General features: G+C 39.4%; 16 protein-coding genes and 1 tRNA gene. 12 read left to right on the plus strand and 5 right to left on the minus strand.

What is annotated here, in order from left to right; all coding sequences use genetic code 11:
• Window positions 1–37 precede the first annotated feature (37 nt).
• From O2942_08940 to O2942_08950, 3 genes are read left to right on the plus strand one after another with little or no spacing between them, the layout of a single operon-like run.
• Complete coding sequence (locus O2942_08940; GenBank protein ID MDA0782374.1) at window positions 38–2,281, plus strand: hypothetical protein; 2,244 nt, start codon at window positions 38–40, stop codon at window positions 2,279–2,281.
• Between the two features lie 33 nt (window positions 2,282–2,314).
• Window positions 2,315–3,547, plus strand: coding sequence for an LL-diaminopimelate aminotransferase (locus tag O2942_08945; GenBank protein ID MDA0782375.1), 1,233 nt, complete (start codon window positions 2,315–2,317; stop codon window positions 3,545–3,547).
• A gap of 60 nt (window positions 3,548–3,607) precedes the next feature.
• Entirely contained in the window at window positions 3,608–3,973 is a 366-nt protein-coding gene (locus tag O2942_08950; protein ID MDA0782376.1) for a response regulator, read from the plus strand.
• A gap of 22 nt (window positions 3,974–3,995) precedes the next feature.
• Here O2942_08950 and O2942_08955 read toward each other — a convergent pair whose 3' ends face one another.
• Window positions 3,996–4,361: a hypothetical protein gene (locus tag O2942_08955; GenBank protein MDA0782377.1), complete on the minus strand. Its 366-nt coding sequence runs from the start codon at window positions 4,359–4,361 to the stop codon at window positions 3,996–3,998.
• Between the two features lie 426 nt (window positions 4,362–4,787).
• Here O2942_08955 and metF point away from each other — a divergent pair, with 426 nt between their 5' ends.
• Window positions 4,788–5,675, plus strand: coding sequence for a methylenetetrahydrofolate reductase [NAD(P)H] (metF, locus tag O2942_08960; protein MDA0782378.1), 888 nt, complete (start codon window positions 4,788–4,790; stop codon window positions 5,673–5,675).
• Window positions 5,672–6,856: a CCA tRNA nucleotidyltransferase gene (locus O2942_08965; GenBank protein MDA0782379.1), complete on the plus strand. Its 1,185-nt coding sequence runs from the start codon at window positions 5,672–5,674 to the stop codon at window positions 6,854–6,856. The genes metF and O2942_08965 overlap by 4 nt, the downstream gene beginning before the upstream one ends.
• A 110-nt stretch (window positions 6,857–6,966) precedes the next feature.
• Here O2942_08965 and O2942_08970 read toward each other — a convergent pair whose 3' ends face one another.
• The 3 genes from O2942_08970 to O2942_08980 all read right to left on the minus strand — a co-directional run bounded on the left by O2942_08970 (window position 6,967) and on the right by O2942_08980 (window position 9,803).
• Window positions 6,967–7,923, minus strand: coding sequence for a paraslipin (locus O2942_08970; protein ID MDA0782380.1), 957 nt, complete (start codon window positions 7,921–7,923; stop codon window positions 6,967–6,969).
• Window positions 7,923–8,420, minus strand: a complete 498-nt coding sequence (locus O2942_08975; protein ID MDA0782381.1) for a hypothetical protein — start codon at window positions 8,418–8,420, stop codon at window positions 7,923–7,925. Before O2942_08975 ends, O2942_08970 begins: the two co-directional genes overlap by 1 nt.
• A gap of 102 nt (window positions 8,421–8,522) precedes the next feature.
• Window positions 8,523–9,803 carry a bifunctional folylpolyglutamate synthase/dihydrofolate synthase gene (locus O2942_08980; GenBank protein MDA0782382.1) on the minus strand — a complete coding sequence of 427 codons (1,281 nt, stop codon included), beginning with the start codon at window positions 9,801–9,803 and terminating at the stop codon, window positions 8,523–8,525.
• Window positions 9,804–9,979: 176 nt separating this feature from the next.
• Between O2942_08980 and O2942_08985 the strand changes: the two genes are divergently transcribed.
• The 5 genes from O2942_08985 to O2942_09005 all read left to right on the plus strand — a co-directional run bounded on the left by O2942_08985 (window position 9,980) and on the right by O2942_09005 (window position 14,564).
• On the plus strand, window positions 9,980–10,441 hold the full coding sequence (locus O2942_08985; GenBank protein MDA0782383.1) for a PAS domain-containing protein: 462 nt from the start codon (window positions 9,980–9,982) through the stop codon (window positions 10,439–10,441).
• 102 nt (window positions 10,442–10,543) lie between these two features.
• Window positions 10,544–11,143 carry a CDP-diacylglycerol--glycerol-3-phosphate 3-phosphatidyltransferase gene (gene pgsA / locus O2942_08990; GenBank protein MDA0782384.1) on the plus strand — a complete coding sequence of 200 codons (600 nt, stop codon included), beginning with the start codon at window positions 10,544–10,546 and terminating at the stop codon, window positions 11,141–11,143.
• On the plus strand, window positions 11,130–12,341 hold the full coding sequence (locus O2942_08995) for a peptidoglycan DD-metalloendopeptidase family protein (GenBank protein ID MDA0782385.1): 1,212 nt from the start codon (window positions 11,130–11,132) through the stop codon (window positions 12,339–12,341). The genes pgsA and O2942_08995 overlap by 14 nt, the downstream gene beginning before the upstream one ends.
• A gap of 190 nt (window positions 12,342–12,531) precedes the next feature.
• Window positions 12,532–13,347: a prepilin-type N-terminal cleavage/methylation domain-containing protein gene (locus O2942_09000; protein ID MDA0782386.1), complete on the plus strand. Its 816-nt coding sequence runs from the start codon at window positions 12,532–12,534 to the stop codon at window positions 13,345–13,347.
• Window positions 13,348–13,772: 425 nt separating this feature from the next.
• Window positions 13,773–14,564, plus strand: a complete 792-nt coding sequence (locus O2942_09005) for a DUF3108 domain-containing protein (protein ID MDA0782387.1) — start codon at window positions 13,773–13,775, stop codon at window positions 14,562–14,564.
• Window positions 14,565–14,569: 5 nt separating this feature from the next.
• Here O2942_09005 and O2942_09010 read toward each other — a convergent pair whose 3' ends face one another.
• Window positions 14,570–15,562 (minus strand): FKBP-type peptidyl-prolyl cis-trans isomerase, encoded by a 993-nt coding sequence (locus O2942_09010; GenBank protein ID MDA0782388.1) that lies wholly within the window; start codon window positions 15,560–15,562, stop codon window positions 14,570–14,572.
• Window positions 15,563–15,833: 271 nt separating this feature from the next.
• Between O2942_09010 and O2942_09015 the strand changes: the two genes are divergently transcribed.
• Window positions 15,834–15,910, plus strand: a tRNA-Met gene (locus O2942_09015).
• A 360-nt stretch (window positions 15,911–16,270) separates the two neighbouring features.
• Entirely contained in the window at window positions 16,271–19,681 is a 3,411-nt protein-coding gene (locus O2942_09020; GenBank protein MDA0782389.1) for a hypothetical protein, read from the plus strand.
• The last annotated feature ends 221 nt before the right edge of the window (window positions 19,682–19,902 follow it).

Here is a 19,902-nt window from a genome sequence, read left to right on the forward strand (position 1 = left end):
AGAGTGTGAATCTTTTTCATAAAATTAGTAAAATATTATGCATAACATTTTAAAAAACAAAAAAACTATCGTATTTTCAGTTGTTTTTTCAAGCCTGATAGCCTTGGCAAGCTGTAGCTCGTATGAAAACGATACCAGCATGGGAAAAAGAAAAGCCGAATCAAGAGGAACCGTAACGGACAAGGTGTTATATTATCCGAGAAAGACAAGCAATTGGTTTTCGAATTTTTGGGATAAACATGTAAAAGGTGTTCCGCCTGACTGGCAAAGATATATGGATTTGGGGCAACCTCGCAAGCCCGTATATAATCCGGGCGGTCAAATGTATATGAACCAGCCGGGAGAGCCTGTAATAATGCCGCAAGACAAGCATATGTATGGCGATTCCGGACAAATGCCTAGCCAGCCTAGCTATGGCGGAGTTCCTATGCAACAAAGACCTATGCCTGAACCGGGTTTCGGTTATGCTACGCCTGAAGATAATTACGGTGTTTATAATGAGCAACCGTATAACCAGCCGGCATATGTTCCGCCGCCTTCAATAGCCCCGGTGGAACAGCCGCAATACACCCCTTTGATGCCTTCTCCCGTAGGTTCGGCATCGCAGGGTGATGAGATGGGGCAGTCATTACCGTGGCAGCAGCCCGATAGTTCATACCAAAGCGAGCCTATACCTCTTTCTCCGCAATCGGGAGGCGTTCAAAAGGATCAATATTATGAAGGAGATGTAGACATAAGACGGGATGGTTTTGTACCGGCTCCACTGGCTCCGTGGGAAAGGGATCCTAACTACACGGGAGGGGCGGAATCAGGTTCACAGGAATATAAACCCGTATATCAGGGAGGGGCATATGAACCGTCTAGCATGCAGTCACCTTATGATGAGGATCTTTCAAATGTAGGCGGCACTGTAGACCCTTATGAGCCGGGAGGCTTTGAAAAAGGGTTTAACCCTCCTTCGTATGACGAGCTTGAAAAAATGGGCGGTGATCCGTTTGCTCCTATGCAGCATAAATATATAAGGGTGTTTGAACCTGTTACCGCCGAATATTATTACGATGAAAGCGGTAATGTAGTTTCTAAGGAGCAAAAATCGGAGTTCGTACCTGTGCCTGTTGTTAAAAAAAAAAGCTCCTCACGTTCCGTAAGTAAAAATATGTTTCCTCTTGAGGAGTACGCCCCGAAAAGCAGTGTCGGCGTGAATAATTATTTCAGTTCACCTCAACAGCAAGGGTTCGTATCTTCTGCGAATAAAGAAAAAGTTAACTCAAGAATTGATGAGTTGATAATAAAACTTGGGGAAGAAACCGCTTTAGTTACCCTAGATGCCGGTAATTATGGAGCAAAAATAGAAAAAGAACAAAAAACCGATGAAAATGCTGTAAATGCCGAGGCGGTCGAAACCGTTAAAGTGCCGGGTACTCCTCAGGAGTTGTCAGAAGAGGAGAAACCTTTTGTAATCCCGAAAGTAAAACAGTCGGAGCTTGCTGAAATAACGCCGTCAAAGAAAGACCTGTACGACCCTAAGCCTGTTGAACTGATAATGCCGGGTCAGACTCCGGTTGTTCCGCTAGAAGATGAGAAAGTTGCGGAAAATGAAGTTGCAAAACAGGCAGTGGAAAAAGAGGTTGTAGAAAAAGCGGCTAAAAATGACGTTAAAAAAGAAGTTGCAGTTAATGACAAGAGGCTGTTTAGAGAAGTTCCGTCCGGCAACTTGCCTTGGCTGGCAGAGTCGGAAAAAACGGAAGTAAAACAGGTTGTTGAATCACCAAGCAATATTGATGAGGAATTTGAGAAAATCAAGTTGGGGCTTTTACCTATAGCTCATGAAAAAGTGCAGGTAAAACCTATAAATACCGCTGAAATAGCATTTCCTGTAAATAATCCGGTAGAAGATGAGTTTTCTCCTATCGACCTTGCACCTCCTGTGCAGAAGGTAGGATCGGTAAGGGTGGAAAAACCTCTGCTTGATGTGCCTGAGATTAGCGAAGTTACGGAATCACAGCCACAATTCTTCGAGGAAAACCTTGCACAAAAACAATATTATATCCAAGGAAACGCGCCTCAACAGGCGGAGCAGGATAATACCGTAACCCAAAACGCTCCGTTTTATGAGGAGCAGCAACAAATTGTTGTTGTTACTCCCGCAAAAAACGAGTATGTTGCACCCCCTATAGTTAATATCAGGAAACAATTCGAAGAATATCGAAAAGAAAACCGGTCTTCATCTTATAGTATATTGCGTGGTTCAAGATATTCTGATAGAAGGAACGCAGACTAGTTTCCTATATATTTTTATTTTTGGATATTTTAAATGAGTGATGAATTTTACCGTATATCACGCTTGCCTCCTTATGTGTTTGCAGAGGTAAATAAAATTAAAGCTGCCGCAAGAGCCCAAGGTAAGGACGTGATAGATCTGGGTATGGGGAATCCCGATACACCGACCCCAAAACATATTATAGATAAGCTTATTGAAACCGTTAATAACCCGAGAGTACACGGATATTCCATGTCAAAGGGAATACCGGGACTAAGGAAAGCTTTGGCAGGGTATTATAAAAAAAGGTTCGGGGTAAAGCTAAGTCCTGAAACTGAAGTTGTGGTAACACTGGGTTCAAAAGAAGGGCTGGCAAGTCTTGCAACGGCTATCACAAAACCCGGTGATGTAATCATGGTTCCTAATCCTAGCTATCCGATACACACATACGGATTTATAATAGCAGGTGCAAGCGTATGGTCTTTGCCGAACTTTGTTAATGAAGAAGGGCTTATCGACCAGATAAAAGATGCCGTTCAGCATTGTTCGCCAAAACCGGTTGCCTTGGTTCTTAACTTTCCGGGTAACCCGACATCGGAAGTGGTAAGCCTTGATTTTTATAAAGAGGTGGTAGACTATTGCAGGGGGCAGGGAATATACATAATTTCAGATTTGGCTTATGCCGAGATATATTTCGATGAAGACAACCCTCCGCCGTCAATATTGCAGATAGAGGGTGCAAAAGATATTGCTATCGAGTTTACATCCGTCAGTAAAACATACTCCATGGCAGGGTGGAGAGTCGGGTTTGCAGCAGGTAATAAAAAACTTATCAGTGCCCTTACACATATAAAATCATATGTCGATTACGGATCATTTACACCGATACAGGTGGCTGCCGCTATCGCACTTAACGGCCCTCAGGATTGCGTGGCAGATTTACGCCGGCTATATAAAGAAAGGCGTGATGAGCTGGTTAAAGGACTGAAAGCCGCAGGGTGGGACGTTCCCGTACCGACTGCCTCCATGTTTATATGGGCTCCTATACCTGAAAAATTCAAAGAGATGGGTTCTTTAGAATTTTCAAAGCAACTATTGCAACATGCCGATGTTGCCGTAGCACCCGGTATTGGCTTCGGTAAATATGGTGAAGGACATGTAAGGATAGCATTGGTAGAGAATAAACAAAGGATACGTCAGGCATGCAAGAATATAAAGAAGTTCCTGCAATCTCATAAGCCTAGCACTAAAGTTGCTAAATCTAAAAAAAACGAAACCATTAGTTGATTTAAAATTATTTTTTAATTATCTTACAAATGTCAGCTAATCTATATAAGGTATAAGAAGATGAAAGCACTTGTAGTCGATGATTCAAAAACAATGTGCGAAATGGTAAGCCTTACCTTAAAAGAAAAAGGATTTGATACGGTTGTCGCTTATGATGGTGAACAGGCGGTTGAAGCTGTGGGAAAAGATAAGTTCGATCTGGTAGTTACCGATATCAATATGCCTAACATGGACGGTATAGAGCTTATAAGGTATTTACGCAATGAAGGCGGCTGTAAAGATATACCTATACTGGTATTGACAACCGAAGCAGGCGAAAATGCCAAGCAAAAAGGCAGGGAAGCCGGAGCATCAGGCTGGATAACCAAACCGTTCAAGCCAATAGTACTTAACGCTGCCGTTAGTAAAGTATGTAAACTGGCGTAAGTAGTTGCCTAGAAATTTCTTACTATATCAGAAGAACTGCTCTGGTTCTTCGTAACTGCCTTCTTACGTGTTCACCGGCATTTGCAATGTCTAGATTAACTGAAGAAAAAGGTTCGGGATTCTCATCTGTTTTGAAACGGTCGGTAAGCTGACCGATAATTTCATTGCGTAATGCGGTATCAGATGCGTTTCCTAAATCCTTTAAACGTCCCATTGATGTGTCACGAAACATTCCTACAATGAATCTTAACGGGTCTTCATTAGATAAGGGTGTATTGTTGTTAAGCTTTTGTGAAAGCTCCTGAGTGTCCGTATTATCATTCAAATATTCAATCGTTTCTGAGATTACTTCTTTTTGGTACGGGCTGGGACTATTGGAATCAGGCATTTTTTCTATCTTTAATTATTAAACATTCAATAGTTATTTTTATAACAGAAAAAAGTTTGTTACAAGATAAAAAGTTAATTTATTAACAAACAAGGTGTTGTATATCTCGGGTATTATAGAAATCTCTGCAAAAAGTTGTAAAGTTCAAATCTTAGTTCTTTTTATTCCCTCTCTCGTGTGCGGGTGGGGTGGAGAGGGGGTAATACATGCAGGTATAACAAATGCTTGAGAGTTTTTGCCCCTCACAAAAACACTTTCGTGTTTTTAACTCTCCCTCAAGGGGAGAGTAGTTTTTTGACTTTTGCAGAGGCTTCTATAGTATTTCCCGTTTTCAATAATTATATCATATTTTTACTTAAATTCCTTGCGTAACTATTTGCCTAAAGTATATAACTTCACAAGAGAATATTTTAAAAAAGATTGCATATGTTATTATCTAAAAAATTAGAGCAAATAAAAGATTCTATCTCTAATCAGCCGCCAAAGGTTTCTTTCGAGTTCTTTCCGCCACGTACCGATAACGGTGTTGAGAAACTAAAAGAAAATATATCATTGCTGGAAAAATTATCGCCTGCATATTGTTCGGTTACCTATGGTGCAGGAGGTTCCACACAGGAAAAAACATATGAGATAGTTAAGTATATCAAGGAAAATACATCTATAAAACCTGCCGCCCACCTAACATGCGTAAATGCAACCCGTGACGAGATAAATAATGTCGCAAAAAGTTACCTTGATATCGGTGTAAATAAGATAGTTGCGTTGAGGGGAGATGTTCCCGGTGGAACAGGGATTTATGAGCCGAGCGTTGAAGGTTACGCATATGCCGATAACCTTGTTAAAGGATTGGTGGAGTTAGGGGATTTTGACATTTCTGTTGCGGCATATCCTGAAGTACACCCACAGGCTCCCGATGCCGTTTTTGACCTTGAGCATCTAAAAAGAAAAATAGACGCAGGTGCTAAAAGAGCCATTACGCAATATTGCTTTGATACCGATAAGGTATTACGATTTATAGATAAGGCTAGGGCGATAGGGATAGATGCCCCAATAGTTCCGGGAGTGGTGTTGATGAACGGATTTGAGCAGCTAATATCGTTCAGTAAAAGATGCGGTGCAAATATTCCTGAATGGATGTTCGATATATTCAGTGGTGCTGACCAAAGTCCTGAAATTTGCGATATGGCATCTGTTGCAGTTGCAGCAGAGCAATGCAGGCTGTTAATGCAGGAAGGAATCAACGAATTTCATTTTTATACCCTGAACAGGGCAAATCCGACTATTGCAGTATGCAGATTGCTAGGGGTTAAGTGAAAGTGTTAGAGATAATTAATCCTGATACAAAAAAAATATTTTATTGTCTGGATAATAAAGCCCGCTTTGTAGGTGGATGTGTCAGGAATAAATTACTCGATATCAATATAACTGATATTGATATTGCCTGCCTTTATACACCTGATATAACCACTGATAAATTAAGCAAAAAAAATATCCGTGTTATCCCGACCGGTATAAAACATGGTACGGTAACAGCCGTTTTAAATAACACAACATACGAAATAACGACCTTACGCAAAGATATGGCTTGTGACGGAAGACATGCTGAAGTTGAATATACCGATAGCTGGGAAGAAGATGCTGCAAGGCGTGACTTTACCATAAATGCCATGTTTATGGATATTGAAGGCAATATATATGACTATTTCGGCGGCAGGGAAGACCTAAAAAACGGCGTGGTTAAATTTGTCGGTAACGCTGAGAAACGTGTCAGTGAAGACATATTACGGATATTGCGATTTTTCAGGTTTTATGCCTATTACGGCAAAGGGAGAATGGACGCTAATGCTTTGGAGGCATGTGAAAAATTTGCTGATAAAATACCGGAACTTTCAGGCGAGAGGATACAGTCGGAAATGTTCAAATTAATGGCTGCCAAAGAAGCTGTAGAAGTTTTAAAAATTATGGTTGATAAAAAAATCACCGATAATATCTTCGTAAGTGATATTGACCTTAAGGCATTTGGCGAAATATCCAAGCTCAGTGACAATGTTTTGTTAAAGCTTGCCGGTCTTATAAGTCGATACAACAAACAAAGTGTTACATCTTTAAGTGAAAAATGGAAGCTTTCCAATAAAAATAAAAATTACTTATCGACAGTTTTGTTCCCTAGTGTAAAAATAGATTTTAATAGTGATATCGGATTGCAAAAAAGGGCTATCAGAAAATTAGGCGGCGATATTTATAAAGATATAGTTTTGCTTGCGTGGAGCCGTAAAGATATTTTGGAAAAAGATATGGAAAAGCTAATCGCAATCGAACAGAAATGGCAAGTACCCGAATTTCCGCTAAGAGGCAATGATATAAAAAAGCTTGGCATAAGGGAAGGAAGGCAAATAGGTAAGATGCTATTTATTGCGGAAGAATTTTGGGAGGAAAATAATTACACACCTTCAAAAAAAGAAATTCTGGACTATATCTTGGAATGCATGAAATAAGGGATTATTCAGTATGGTAAATTAAAAGTAGCACTTCTAACCTTTTAAAAAAAACCGCTTGTTAATTTTGTTAACGAAGCGGTTTTTTTTATCTTAATCAAATAATTTTTCTACGTACTGCTGCTAGGCTTGCTGTTGGTTTTGCGGATTGAATCGAAGATACTTACGCTTTGGGCAACTATTGAGCTTAAACCGCTGATATCGTTAGCATTAGCCGGAAGAAGTATCGTATTACTTTCTTTAGCCAGTTGTTTGAACGCTAAAATATACTGTTCGGCGATTCTTAAAGATACCGCATCACTACCGCCTTGGGACTGTATAGACTCGGCAACTTTTCGGATTCCTTCTGCCGTAGCGGTGGCTACCGATATAATTGCCTCTGCCTCACCCTTTGCCCTGTTTATCTGGTCGGTCATTGATGCTTCGGATTGCAATACCATATCACGTTTGTCGGCTTCAGCTAAGTTTATCTGAGCATCTCTACGCCCTTCGGAGTCAAGTATTTCGGCTCTTTTTTTCCTTTCTGCCGCCACCTGAAGTTCCATCGCCTGTAAGACGGTAGCAGGAGGGTTGATATCTTTTATTTCATAACGCATGCACTGGATACCCCAAGCATGGGCTGCCTCATTGATAGAGTTCACTATCTTGGCATTAAGGTTCTCACGCTCTTCAAAAGTGTTATCAAGTGTAATTTTACCTATCTCGGAACGCATATTTGTCTGAGCCAATTGAGCAAGTGCAAAATAAGGGTCGCTAACGCCATATGAGGCGGCTTTAGGATCCATTACACGAAGATATAGAACGCCGTCAATATCCAAGGTTACGTTGTCCCTTGTAATTGCCGATTGCTGAGGTATATCGATAACATCTTCTTTTAAAGAGTGTTTATATGCCACCCTTTGCAAGAAAGGTATAAGGAAATTAAGTCCCGGTTCAAGAATTTTATCGAAACGCCCGAGGTTTTCTATAACCCAAGCCTGCTGCTGAGGAACTACTTTAACACCTTTCCACACAAGAAGGAAAAATACAAAAGCTAAAAACATTAAAAAGCCGCTTGTTCCGTCCATTACTCATCTCCTTGGTTTGTTTTTGTATTGTTAATATCGGAAGTTACCGTAAGAACATTGCCGTTTATTTCCCTAACGTAAACCTCATCGTCTTTTTCTATACTTTCTTTTTCATCGCCGTCGAAAAGCTTTGCATTCATTATTGTTCCCGACCATTTTACCTTGCCGGCTTTTTTCTTGTCCAGATTCTTGCCGGATACAATAGCACTATCACCGACTATATTTTTAAAATCACCTTTACTTTCACTGCGGAATTTCTTTAGCGGATACCATAAAACCGCAGCCCATGCAAAGATAAGTCCGAAGAAATAAGCAAACTGTTCAAAATATGAGTTTGAATTTATAATATCAAAATTTATCAATCCTCCTACGGTAATTGCTGCTAATCCCGCAAATAAGAAACCGATACCCGGAACCAAACTAACCTCAAGAACGAAAAATACCGCAGATAATATTAACCATATAAGTGCAACGTGATTTATATCAATTGATTCCATATAATTTTTTTAAATTAAATTACTTGTACAATATATTTATACACAAACAAGATTATGTCAATTAAGTATTATAAAAAAACTATCAGGTTTGAACTTTTCGTATTAGCATTTTTTGTTTGCCTTCATAGCATCGCTTGCAAGATAAAGCGAACCGCAGAATATTATTCTGGCCGGTGTACGGTCAAGTGTGGGTAAAAAGGATATTGCGTCCTCGATAGAATCAAAATCTTTTGCATCAATTCCGACTTTTTTAGCTGCATCGGCAATTACATGAGCGGTCTGAGCTGCTATCTCGGTTTGAACCAGCATGCCGCATACGAACTTTACTTTTCCTTTAAAATGGGAAAGCATTTCTTGTGCATTCCTTCCCCTTGTGAATCCGCATACCAGATATGTAGGTTTGTTCTTCCAATCATCTATCATGCATGAAACCACGTTTGCTCCTGCATTGTTATGTGCCCCGTCGAGCCATATTTCCCAGCCTTGGGGCAACATGTCGATTAACCTACCTGATGTTAACTGCTGCATGCGTGCCGGCCATTTTACTTTTTTCAAACCTTCCGCATATGCCGTATCGGATATTGAAAATCCCTTTAACTGCTTTAAAGCCGCAATTGCAGCGCCGGCGTTAACTATCTGGTGGTCTCCGATAAGTGCGGGTGAGGGAAGCTTCATATCACCTTCGGTACTCTTATAAACCATTCCGCTTTCGGTTTTTTCTGCTATCCAGTCATAACCGAATGAAAATAAAGGTGCGTTAAGCTCCTCTGCTTTTGCTTCTATAACATTATGCGCATCTTCAAATTGCAGGCTTGATATGCATGGAACACCCTGTTTTATGATGCCGGCTTTTTCACCCGCTATTATAGGTATGGTAGGACCTAAATATTCGGTGTGGTCAAGTGATATAGGGGTTATGACCGTACATGCGGGCTTGTCTATCACATTGGTGGCATCAAGCCTGCCGCCCATGCCGGTTTCAAGCAATACTATATCAGCTTTTACCTGTGAGAAAGCCAGATATGCCATTGCCGTAGTGCCTTCGAAAAATGTTATACGCATATCGGCAGCCTTTATACGGCATAAGTCAACTATCTGTTCAAGCATAGGCTCTGATATGTCATTACCTGCCAGCGTTATACGCTCGTTGAAATTTAACAGGTGGGGCGAGCTATATACATGTACCTTATAACCGGCTGCCTCAAGAATCGCCCTTGAAAAGGCTATGGTGGAACCTTTACCGTTCGTTCCTGCATAATGTATAACAGGCGGTAGTTTTTTGTGTGGGTTGCCAAGCTTTTCAAGCAACTCCAAAACTCTTTCCAGACCGAAATCTATCGGTTTGCTGCCTAGGGGTTGCGGCCATTTGGGCATGAATACCATATACTATCCTTATATTTTTCATTGCGGTATATAGTATTTTAGCCAAAATGTAAATTGTTAGGTATTTCCATACTACACTCCGTTTAATAAGACGCATTTACGCCAAATGACCGGTTAACATTTTATTAATTAATAATAATTATAATGATAGACTTAATTTTAGGTAAAAATGTGATATGTCCGACAATCATTTAAGTGAGGATCTTCTAAAAAATGAGAGGATAACTAATATTATCCTTGACCATTGGAATGATATAAAGGGGCTACACCATTTTCCTAAAGAAAGCGATCTGGATACCGCCTATCTTGAGCCTTTGCTTGATAATTGCTTCTTAATAGATGTGGAAGGAATCGTAAACGGCAAATATAATTATAAGTTTATCGGTAAGAACGTATTAAACTCATATGGCAGCGACCTTACTAAAGTAATTGATATTGATGCTCAGAGTCCTTTGACGCAAAAAGACAAGATAATGGATCTCCTCCATAGCAAGCGTCCGGTAATTGATGACGGAAGTTTCAAGAATATCAACGGTGATATCGTCAGATACCACCAGTGCCTTGTGCCGCTGAGCGTAGACGGTTACAAAATAGATAGTATTTTCGGCGGAATGTTTATAAGCATACACCGAAAATAATAAATTCTTTATGCCAAATTAACTAGCATATAGCTGTTTTTGTTGCTTATATTTTCTAAGTTATTATATTGAATTGTTTAGTACCTAATAATAAGCCGTGTAATGGATAATAAAAAAATACCTAATATATTGACCGTATTCAGGATTGTTATAATCCCGATACTTGTTGCGTCTTTCTTTATTGAAGGCAAAATGTATCATTGGGTAGCAGCCGGATTGTTCATAATAGCAAGTATAACGGATTTTTTTGACGGGTATTTGGCAAGAACTTTAAAAGCCACATCTAAACTGGGGCGTTTTTTAGACCCTATAGCCGATAAGTTGCTGGTTGCCTCCGCAATACTTATGCTTGTGCATTTTGACGGCATAGGGCGATATGATATTGTTCCTGCCGTAGCTATATTATGCAGGGAGATAATGGTTTCCGGTTTAAGGGAGTTTTTGGCGGAGATAAATGTCAGTGTGCCTGTAACCAAGCTGGCAAAAGTTAAAACCGCTGTGCAGATGACGGCAATTTTCCTTCTGCTTTTAGGCGTTGAAGGGCCGAGTTTTGATGAAGTGGAAGAAATAACGGAAATAAATCTGACTGTATTTATAGGAAGAATCCTGCTTTGGGTATCTGCAGTATTGACTGTTATTACAGGTTATGCCTATCTTAAAGCAGGACTTAAACATATGAAAGAAGCAGATGAGAAAAAGTAATATCAGATATTTTATAGTTTTTTTTAACTTTTTATGTGCAGTTTTTTGCCCTGTTATATCGTATGGTAATATCTACGAGTTTGAAGTAAAGCAGGGAGACACTTTATCAAATATAATAAGAGAGGTCGGTATATCCTCTACTGATGCGGCAAATGCTATTTCTGCAATGCAGGATATATATAATCCGGGGAAAATCAGGGTAGGAGATAAAATAAAAATTTCATATAGCACTTTAAAAGCGGAGGGTGAAACTAATAAGGTATTGGTAGGTATTGATTTCTTCCCCTCGAAGCTTGAAAAAGTATATGTAAGAAGAGCCGGTGAGGATTCGTTCTATGCCAAGAAAGTTGAAGTGCCTACGGCAAAAAGGTTGGTTAAGGCTTCGGCACAAATCGAGTCAACATTTTTCGGTGCTACCAAAAAATCAGGGATACCTTTCGAAATCGGAAATGAATTTGTAAAAAAATATAGCTATGATGTTGACTTTCAAAGAGACCTGAGAAAAGGTAATACTCTTGACGTTTTATATGAAGAAGTCGTCACTCCTACCGGTGATGTTGTAGGTAGTGGTGAAATATTATATGCAAATCTTGAGCTAAATGAGCAAAGCTATCCTATCTACAGATTCCGGACTTTAGACGGTAGTTACGGTTATTATAACGAAGACGGCGAATCAATAGAAAAATCCTTCTTGCGGACACCTATTGACGGTGCAAGGATAACCTCCGGTTTCGGAAAACGAAGACACCCTATCTTAGGATATAATAAGATGCATAAAGGGCTTGATTTCGGAGCTCCGCAGGGAACTCCTATATATGCCGCAGGCTCCGGCGTTGTGACAAAAATAGGTAAAAACGGAAGTTACGGTAATTACATACAGATAGGACACGGCAACGGTTACTCAACAGCCTACGCTCACCTTAAAGGTTTTAAAAGAGGATTAAAAAAAGGCGGCAATGTAAAGCAGGGGCAGATTATAGGATATGTAGGTACTACAGGTCGTTCTACCGGACCTCACCTGCATTATGAAGTGTTGAAACATGACAGGCAGATTAATCCGTTATCTATAAAAACCGTGGCGGTTAATAAGCTGGAGGGTGTTCAGATGGGCATATACTCGCAGCATGTAAAGATGGTAAAAAGGGAGGTGTCAAAGGTTGATGCCCGCAATAAAGTAGCAGTTCTGGAAATTAACTAAAAAACGATGAGTATCCGATAAACATATATTATGCCCTAATGTAGTTTATACACTTTAGCGGACAAATAATGTAAAAGGATTTTGAGTCGTTAAAGATGAAATCAATCTCAAGAAAGATTAACGAAATATTAACCTTTAAATGCAATAATATTTATATTGTTAACAGTAGATTTTTAGGACAAATACATGCATGTTTGCAAATCTGAAAGACCAAAGACCAAAGACCAAAGACCAAAGACCAAAGACCAAAGACCTTAGCCTGAGAGCTGATAAGGGCTTTACTCTGATTGAGTTATCAATAGTCATTGTAATAATCGGACTAATTGTTGCAGGAGTTGTTGGTGGACAAGCTCTTGTTGAGCAGGCTAAACTTCGCTCTCAAATATCAGACTTGCGGAAATATAATGTAGCATATAATACATTTAAATTAGAGTATGATGCAATTCCAGGTGATATGAGGAATGCGTCAGATTATTGGCCTTTGCAAAATGATGGCAATGGTGATGGGAGAATCAGCGCTAATGCAAATAATGCATATAATGATACTGAAAATAGAAGGTTTTTTCAACATTTGTCGGCTGCTGGCTTAGTGGAAGCTAATTATGAAAATACTTGGAAACTAGGTTTAGGATTTCCATCTTTAAAAATAAACGCAAACAAGGGCATGCTTGCAACGAATACAGCTATCACCGCTCTTCCACCAGATTCACGTCATCAGGTATCATCGTTGGAGGGGTTTAGTTACAAAGTTGCACTATCTCTTGAATATAGTATTGTTTTATCAGGACATCCCAGTTATTTTAATGATTATAATGGAACGGCAAGTCCACGTGTGTATTATAGTATTGACAATAAAATAGATGATGGCAATCCTGTGGAAGGTATATTTAAAAGTCTTAGAGTCTTTAATTCTATTCATGGGAATTGTTTAACAGGGGTCGATGGTGATTATCTTGTAACTAATGAAGCTCCAGCATGCATAGCATCATACATGTTACAGAAATAGATGTTTAGATTAATTTTAGGTAATACGGTAATGGTACTAAAGTGTCCACAAAACTGTTGAGATTACACCTCTTACATGTTCCTAATTTTTAGAATGTTGATTCCACTATAATTTTGTTCTATTATCAAAATTCTTGAAATGACTAACATGCCATAAATTAAATTCAAAGTTACTATAGAAGCCTCTGCAAAAGGTTGTAAAGTTGAAATTTTAGTCTCTTCTCTCTTTGGGAGAGGGAGCTTTTACCACCTTTTGCAGAGGCTTCTATAAGTGCCGAAACAATTTCGCCAATGACATAAAATTAAATATTTCAGTACAATTTTTATAAAATATATATTTATTAAACATTATCAAAAATCGTAACAATACTTTGACAAATATAAGTACTTAGTATATAAGTATGGTGTCATTTTGGGAGATTTTCTATGAAAAAACCGTTTTTATGTTTTTTATCACTATTACTGCTTTTACCGAAGGCTTATGCCGGTGTTTTACCTGAAGATAATATCAGTGCAATAAGGTGGTATAAAGTATATTGGAGCGGAATCCATGTTGCCGATCTTAAAGCACAGGTCAAAGAGGACGGGCTTGATGCTATTATTGAGTCATACGGCATTGTAAAAAAAGTAAGTAAATATGAAAGCGTGTTTAAAACCAGATTCCATTATGTGGAAGGCGAGTTTATACCCGATAGCTATTATACCGAATTCCAACAACGAAACGGCGGTAGAAAAATCGATATAAAGTTCAATAAGGACGGCACTGTTGCCAAAGAGGAGGTTACACCGCCTGAGAACAGAGCAAAAAGACCGGCTGTTAGTGATGCATTAAAGCATGATACATTTGATCCGCTTACCTCTTTTATGGCGGCACGTCAAAAAGTAAAAGAAAGCCTTGTAAAAGGAAGTAACAGCTTCAGCATTAAAATGTATGACGGCAGAAGGCTTTCAGATCTGGATTTTAAAATTGAAGGGCGTTTTGATAGAAAGATAAGCGGCACTACTCATAAAGTGGTGAAAGTGACCTTCAAGCGTAAGCCGATAGAAGGTTATACACAGAACGAATTGAAGCGTATGCAAAAAGAAGAGCCTGTGTTTACATTATATTTAAGCGATGATGAAAAATTATTGCCTATAAAAATGGACGCTGACGCTCCGCTTGGAACTGCCGTATTGCTTTTTGAAAAGGAATGTACGTCACTTGATGAGTGTGCTTAATAAAATTAAGAAGCCTCTGTAATTGATATTACCTCAACCTCTATTATAAGCGGCTCATCTTTTTTGAATTCTACATTCTGAAGATTAAACCCTTTTTCGGTTTCCAATAACTCATAAGGTATCTCAAGCTTTCGCTTTTGGTGTAGCTTCATTCCTAATATACCGTGTTCTATTCCAAACGGAACTTGTTTATTACTTGGGATAAAACCGAATGTACCGCTTTCACCTGAATCGGTTTTGTAATTAACATTGACCTTGCTATTGCACAGTACGGTATCAATGCCCGTGCCTTGGGATAACTCGGTAATCGTAACTTCGGCAGGCGAATTCTGACCGCCCTCTATTTCCATTAGCTCAACTTCGGAAGTTACCGAATAGTCGGCACCCATCAGATTATTTTGAAATTTTTTGTCGGCATATGCCATGTGAGGCGGAATCGCTAATTTTCTTACGCCGCCTTTTTTCATTCCCAAAATACCGTTTTCTATGCCTTTTATTACCAACCCTTCACCGAGCGTTATGCTTACAGGCTTGCCGTCTTTTCTTGTGTTATAAAGCTCAATATTATATTGGGATTTGATATCAAAATGTACGGTTACCTTACTACCGCACATAGCATAATCATCTTTGCCGGATAATTTATCTAACATTATTAATTTATTATATTCTTGTGCCGTTTCAAGTGATACTAATTTATCTTTATATTTCTTTTGAGCCTCCTGCTCTGCCATAGCTTTTAAAATTGCCTGTCCTGTCGGAGTTTTGCCTAGTTCCTTCACTACGTAATTTACTGTTTTATCAGTTAAGCCGGGTTGTTTGTTTTCGGCAGAGATACCTATATCTACAGGTATTTTACTATCTGCTTTATTTTCGTTTTTTGTAACTGCACTTGCTTTTTGAAGCTCCTGATTTTTGGTAGACTGATAATGTTTGGCGTAAGTATATATTATTATTCCCGCTAAAAGCCATGTAAACGGTTTTTTAGGAAGAAGTATCATGAAATTACTCCGTTAATATCAAACATTATCAATAATTTAATAATATATAAATTTAGCGTAATTATCAAGTTACTTAAAGCAAAAGACAAAATTTGCTTATTTTAAAGATGTTTAGTTCTTTATTAAAAAATTTATTAACTGCAATGCGGAAATAAAACCTTGCCTTTTGAGCATTAAGTTTGTATAAAGCCTTTCCAGCCAATTTTATCAGTTCTTTTTTATTACTTAGATTGGTGTTTTTTTTAATACAACTAGCTTTGTATTTATTTGTCGCGGGGTGGAGCAGCCCGGTAGCTCGTCAGGCTCATAACCTGAAGGTCAGAGGTTCAAATCCTCTCCCCGCAACCAAGATTTTCAATGACTTACATGTAATTTACAAGTTATCCTTTTTCTTCTAGGTCGCAAATAGGTCGCAGTAGAATTAAAAAATTTGAGGGTATTAAGTAAATAATGATTCCAATCCTAGTTTTTTGCTATCAATGAATGTTCGTATTGGAGTTTTTCCGTAAGGGCTTTTTGTCCACTTAATTGGTGATAATATACTGCCCCAACTTTAGCTGACAAATCGTTAAGACTATTTTTACAAGTAGTTAAATGCTCTTAACATAATGTCCGAAAATGGGTAGTAGTTTCATATGGCTATAAGCTTACTTTTATGCTATAATTGATACTTTATAGTACCATTATGGTGCTGTAAAGGGGGAGTACATGAATTTTACAAAAAAATATAGTAAAGGCTTCAGTCTTGTTGAAATGTCAGTAGTTCTGGTATCGATAGGCATCATTATCGTTGCAATTATAGGTAACAACAAGTTCGTAAACAATACAAAGATAAACAAAATAATATCAAACGTAGATCAATTTGCCGGTGCTATTGAAAAATTTGAAAAAGAATACGGCTCACTCCCTGGAGATATTGCCAATGTTACCGCTTTAGGAGCCGATAACTCAAGTCGAGGGAACGGTAACGGTGTTATAGATTCAGCAAGTGAGGCACTTAATGTATGGTATCATTTGTCATTGTCAGGTCTCATAGAAGGAGATTATGATGGAACATCAGCGCTTGTTCCGGGTACAGGCACTCCTATGGCTGATATAGAGGGTGCAGGTTATAAAGTTAAGGTAGCCAGTACTATTGTAGCCCGTAATGTACCTGAGCAAGCGATAGCTATTGAGATTGCAGGATACGGTACGACAGATAACCTGCCCATAATTACAGCGGAAGACGCAAAATCAATAGATGAAAAAGTCGATGATGGAAATCCTAACACCGGAGTCATTCTAGCGGAAGGAGACGGAAATTGTATTAATGGTAGTGAATATAACGTATCTGAAGAAACAGCTTCATGCCGTTTAATTTTTGTTATAAGGAACATCAAAAATGTTGATATTGGCAGCCCGACAGGGGCTTGTACACAACTCGGTCTGGTTCGTGTTCTGGCAAGTCCATCAGAGAAGTGTACTGAAGGTTACGAAGGCAAGATAGTACAAACTTGTAGTATTGACGAAAATAATGTAGGTATCTGGGAAATTACAGATAGAGTCTGTGAAGAAGTAAGGTGCAGTAATGGCGGCTCTTATGGTGATACAAGGAAATACGCATGTATAAATGGTATGAATGGTAACGGCATTGTTCAAAGATGTAACGAGAACGGTATATGGGTTGAAGAAAGTAACGACTGTACAATAGATGAATACCAGCCATGTGACACCGATAGCGAGACTAGAGCAATGGCATGTGGTTTTGGAGAAGTAGGCTATATAATTCAGACATGTACAAATAATAAGTGGCAGACCACCAGTAATCAATGTAACCCTGTACAATGCAGCGGACAGGATATAGGAAACGTTAGAAATTCCTCCATTAATTGCGGAACTAATTATACCGGAAATGTTAATGAGGTCTGTACTATTGATGGTCAATGGCAGGTTACTTCAATAGGGTCTACATGCGTTCCTAATTATGTTGGTATGGGCGCATGTACAGATGGAGACACAATGGACTTATCATGCCATTCAGGTAAATCAGGAGTGCATAAATTAATATGTTCCGCCGGAGAATGGACAACCTTAATTGATAATTGTAAACCAATTAGGTGTGATGGGAAGCATCCTGTAGGTTCATATAGGGTAAAAGACGGTGTAAAATGCCCTAATGGTTCAAGTGGGACTGTATATGAATATTGTAACGCAAGCGGCAACTGGCAACCATCAAATAACCATTGTGTTAGCGGGGTATGTGAAGCAACGGATGACTTGGCCGGAAATGCTTTTTGGGGAGTAACTACCGCAGGTAATATAGCAACTTCTACCAATTGTAATGCAGGTTATGAGGTTACAGGTAGCACGCAAAGACAATGCAACGCAGACGGAACATGGGGAGCCGTTATAACGCCTTGTACAAGAATTACCTGTCCAGCTATACCATCCGCTAATTATAATGGTACTATAACAACTGATGACGATGCTACCTATCCTGTAACATTTGCGGGAGAAAATGACGTACAAGCGCTAAATTGTCAAGGTAGCGGTATCGGATACTCAGCGCCGCCAGGATATCCGGTCGCAAATTGCAATTTGAACGGAACATGGTCCAATGAAAGAATTGGTTGTACTAAAGTTTGCAGCGTAACGGGAACTGTTATGGGAAGACCTGTATGTCCTGATGGCGATATTGCCGATAATAGCGGTAACTGGGGATGCGCGAGAATGATACAAGAGGGTGGTTGTGATATAAATAATATAGATGATGTAATGTTCTATGCTGGAGATGTTCCGGGAACTTCGGAAGATTTCTTTGTTCGCCGTTGTGACCTTAGTCAGGACTGGGATCCTGTAGATGGCAGATGTGAAGGTTCTGACGGAACTACAGTTACAAGAACGAATTACCAATGGAAAGATTCAGCCACGAACTCAGGTACCGTACATATGGTATGGGGGACACCTGTTACTAATATAAACACTACTGACGGCCCCGGTAATACGGCAATATTATATGCTGATGCTTCAGGCGTACACGGGGCTGCTGAAGGATGCCGAAACCTGCCTGGTGTTGGCTGGTATTTGCCTGCCATAGCTGAGTTGGATGTAATGTACTCACATTTAATAGGAACTGACGATACTGAACATCCTTTACCACTAGTAGGTGACAATGCGGATCTTAATAATTCGGGAACTACCGGCCCCCTCCGTAGTAGTTATAGTGTCGCAAATGATTGGTATTGGTCATCAACTGAACTTTCTAATTCCGGAGCGTGGACAGAACGTTTAAGTGATGGAAGGCGTTTCGGGTTTACTAAGACCGATTTAAATTCTAACGGCAGGAACAATTATGTACGTTGTGCCCGTAGGGTGGATTCTGTGGTAAATACTATAATGGGACGTCCTGAATGTCCTTCTGGTGATTTATCAACTCCTAGAAACTCAGGCTGCGGAAGATTATTCGGATCTGACCCGACTGATATAGATCATGTAATGTTCTACACTGGTGACCTACCTGGAACTACAACAGATATATTTGTACGCCGCTGTGACCTTGGTCAGGACTGGGATATTATAGACGGAAGGTGTGAGGCTTCCGATGGAACCACTACAACAGTAACTACCTACCAATGGAAAAATGTAAATACCGATTCTATAACACCAAATATATCCTCAGGAGTAAGTCTGGCAGATGCAAATGCTAAGGATGGTCCGGGCAATACGACAATATTGACATCTGCTCCTTATACGCCTGGGACACACCCTGCGGCTGAGGCGTGTAATAATATTCCTGGTGGTGGGTGGTATTTGCCGTCAATATCGGAACTTAGTGTAATATACGCTTACGTAGTTGAGCCATACCATAACTATCATCCTATACCGACAGTGAATGACGCGAATGATGGAAACTATCCTATCACAATTAATACTGTACGCAGTGGTCCACTTGGTCCTACTTTTACTGGTGGAATAGCCACTAACCCACCATATAATCCCGGAGACTTTTACTGGTCTTCTTCGGAAAGTTTAGCCGGTGGCTGGGCACAAAGATTTACAAATGGTGACCAGACAGTATATGGCAGAACAACTACAATATCTTCAAATTCTCGTTTCCTGGTAAGATGCACCAGAAGGTAACTAACAAAGAAACATTTTATTGCGGGTGCAGCTTTACACCAACAACTACAAGCGGAGGAAGCATAAGTTCTGAAGAATGTGGATATAAGCCAAAAAGAAATAATGCTCGTTCTAAAAGTATTGGGGTCGTTTACGGGATAGTGCAAAAAACGACTCTGTCGCATGTGTTGACGTTTAAGGCTCTATCGTTTAGGTATTAGCAGTGTTTTATGTTGTTGGAG

This window comes from Pseudomonadota bacterium, from assembly GCA_027620075.1.
Lineage (GTDB): Bacteria > Pseudomonadota > Alphaproteobacteria > Rickettsiales > UBA6187 > 1-14-0-20-39-49.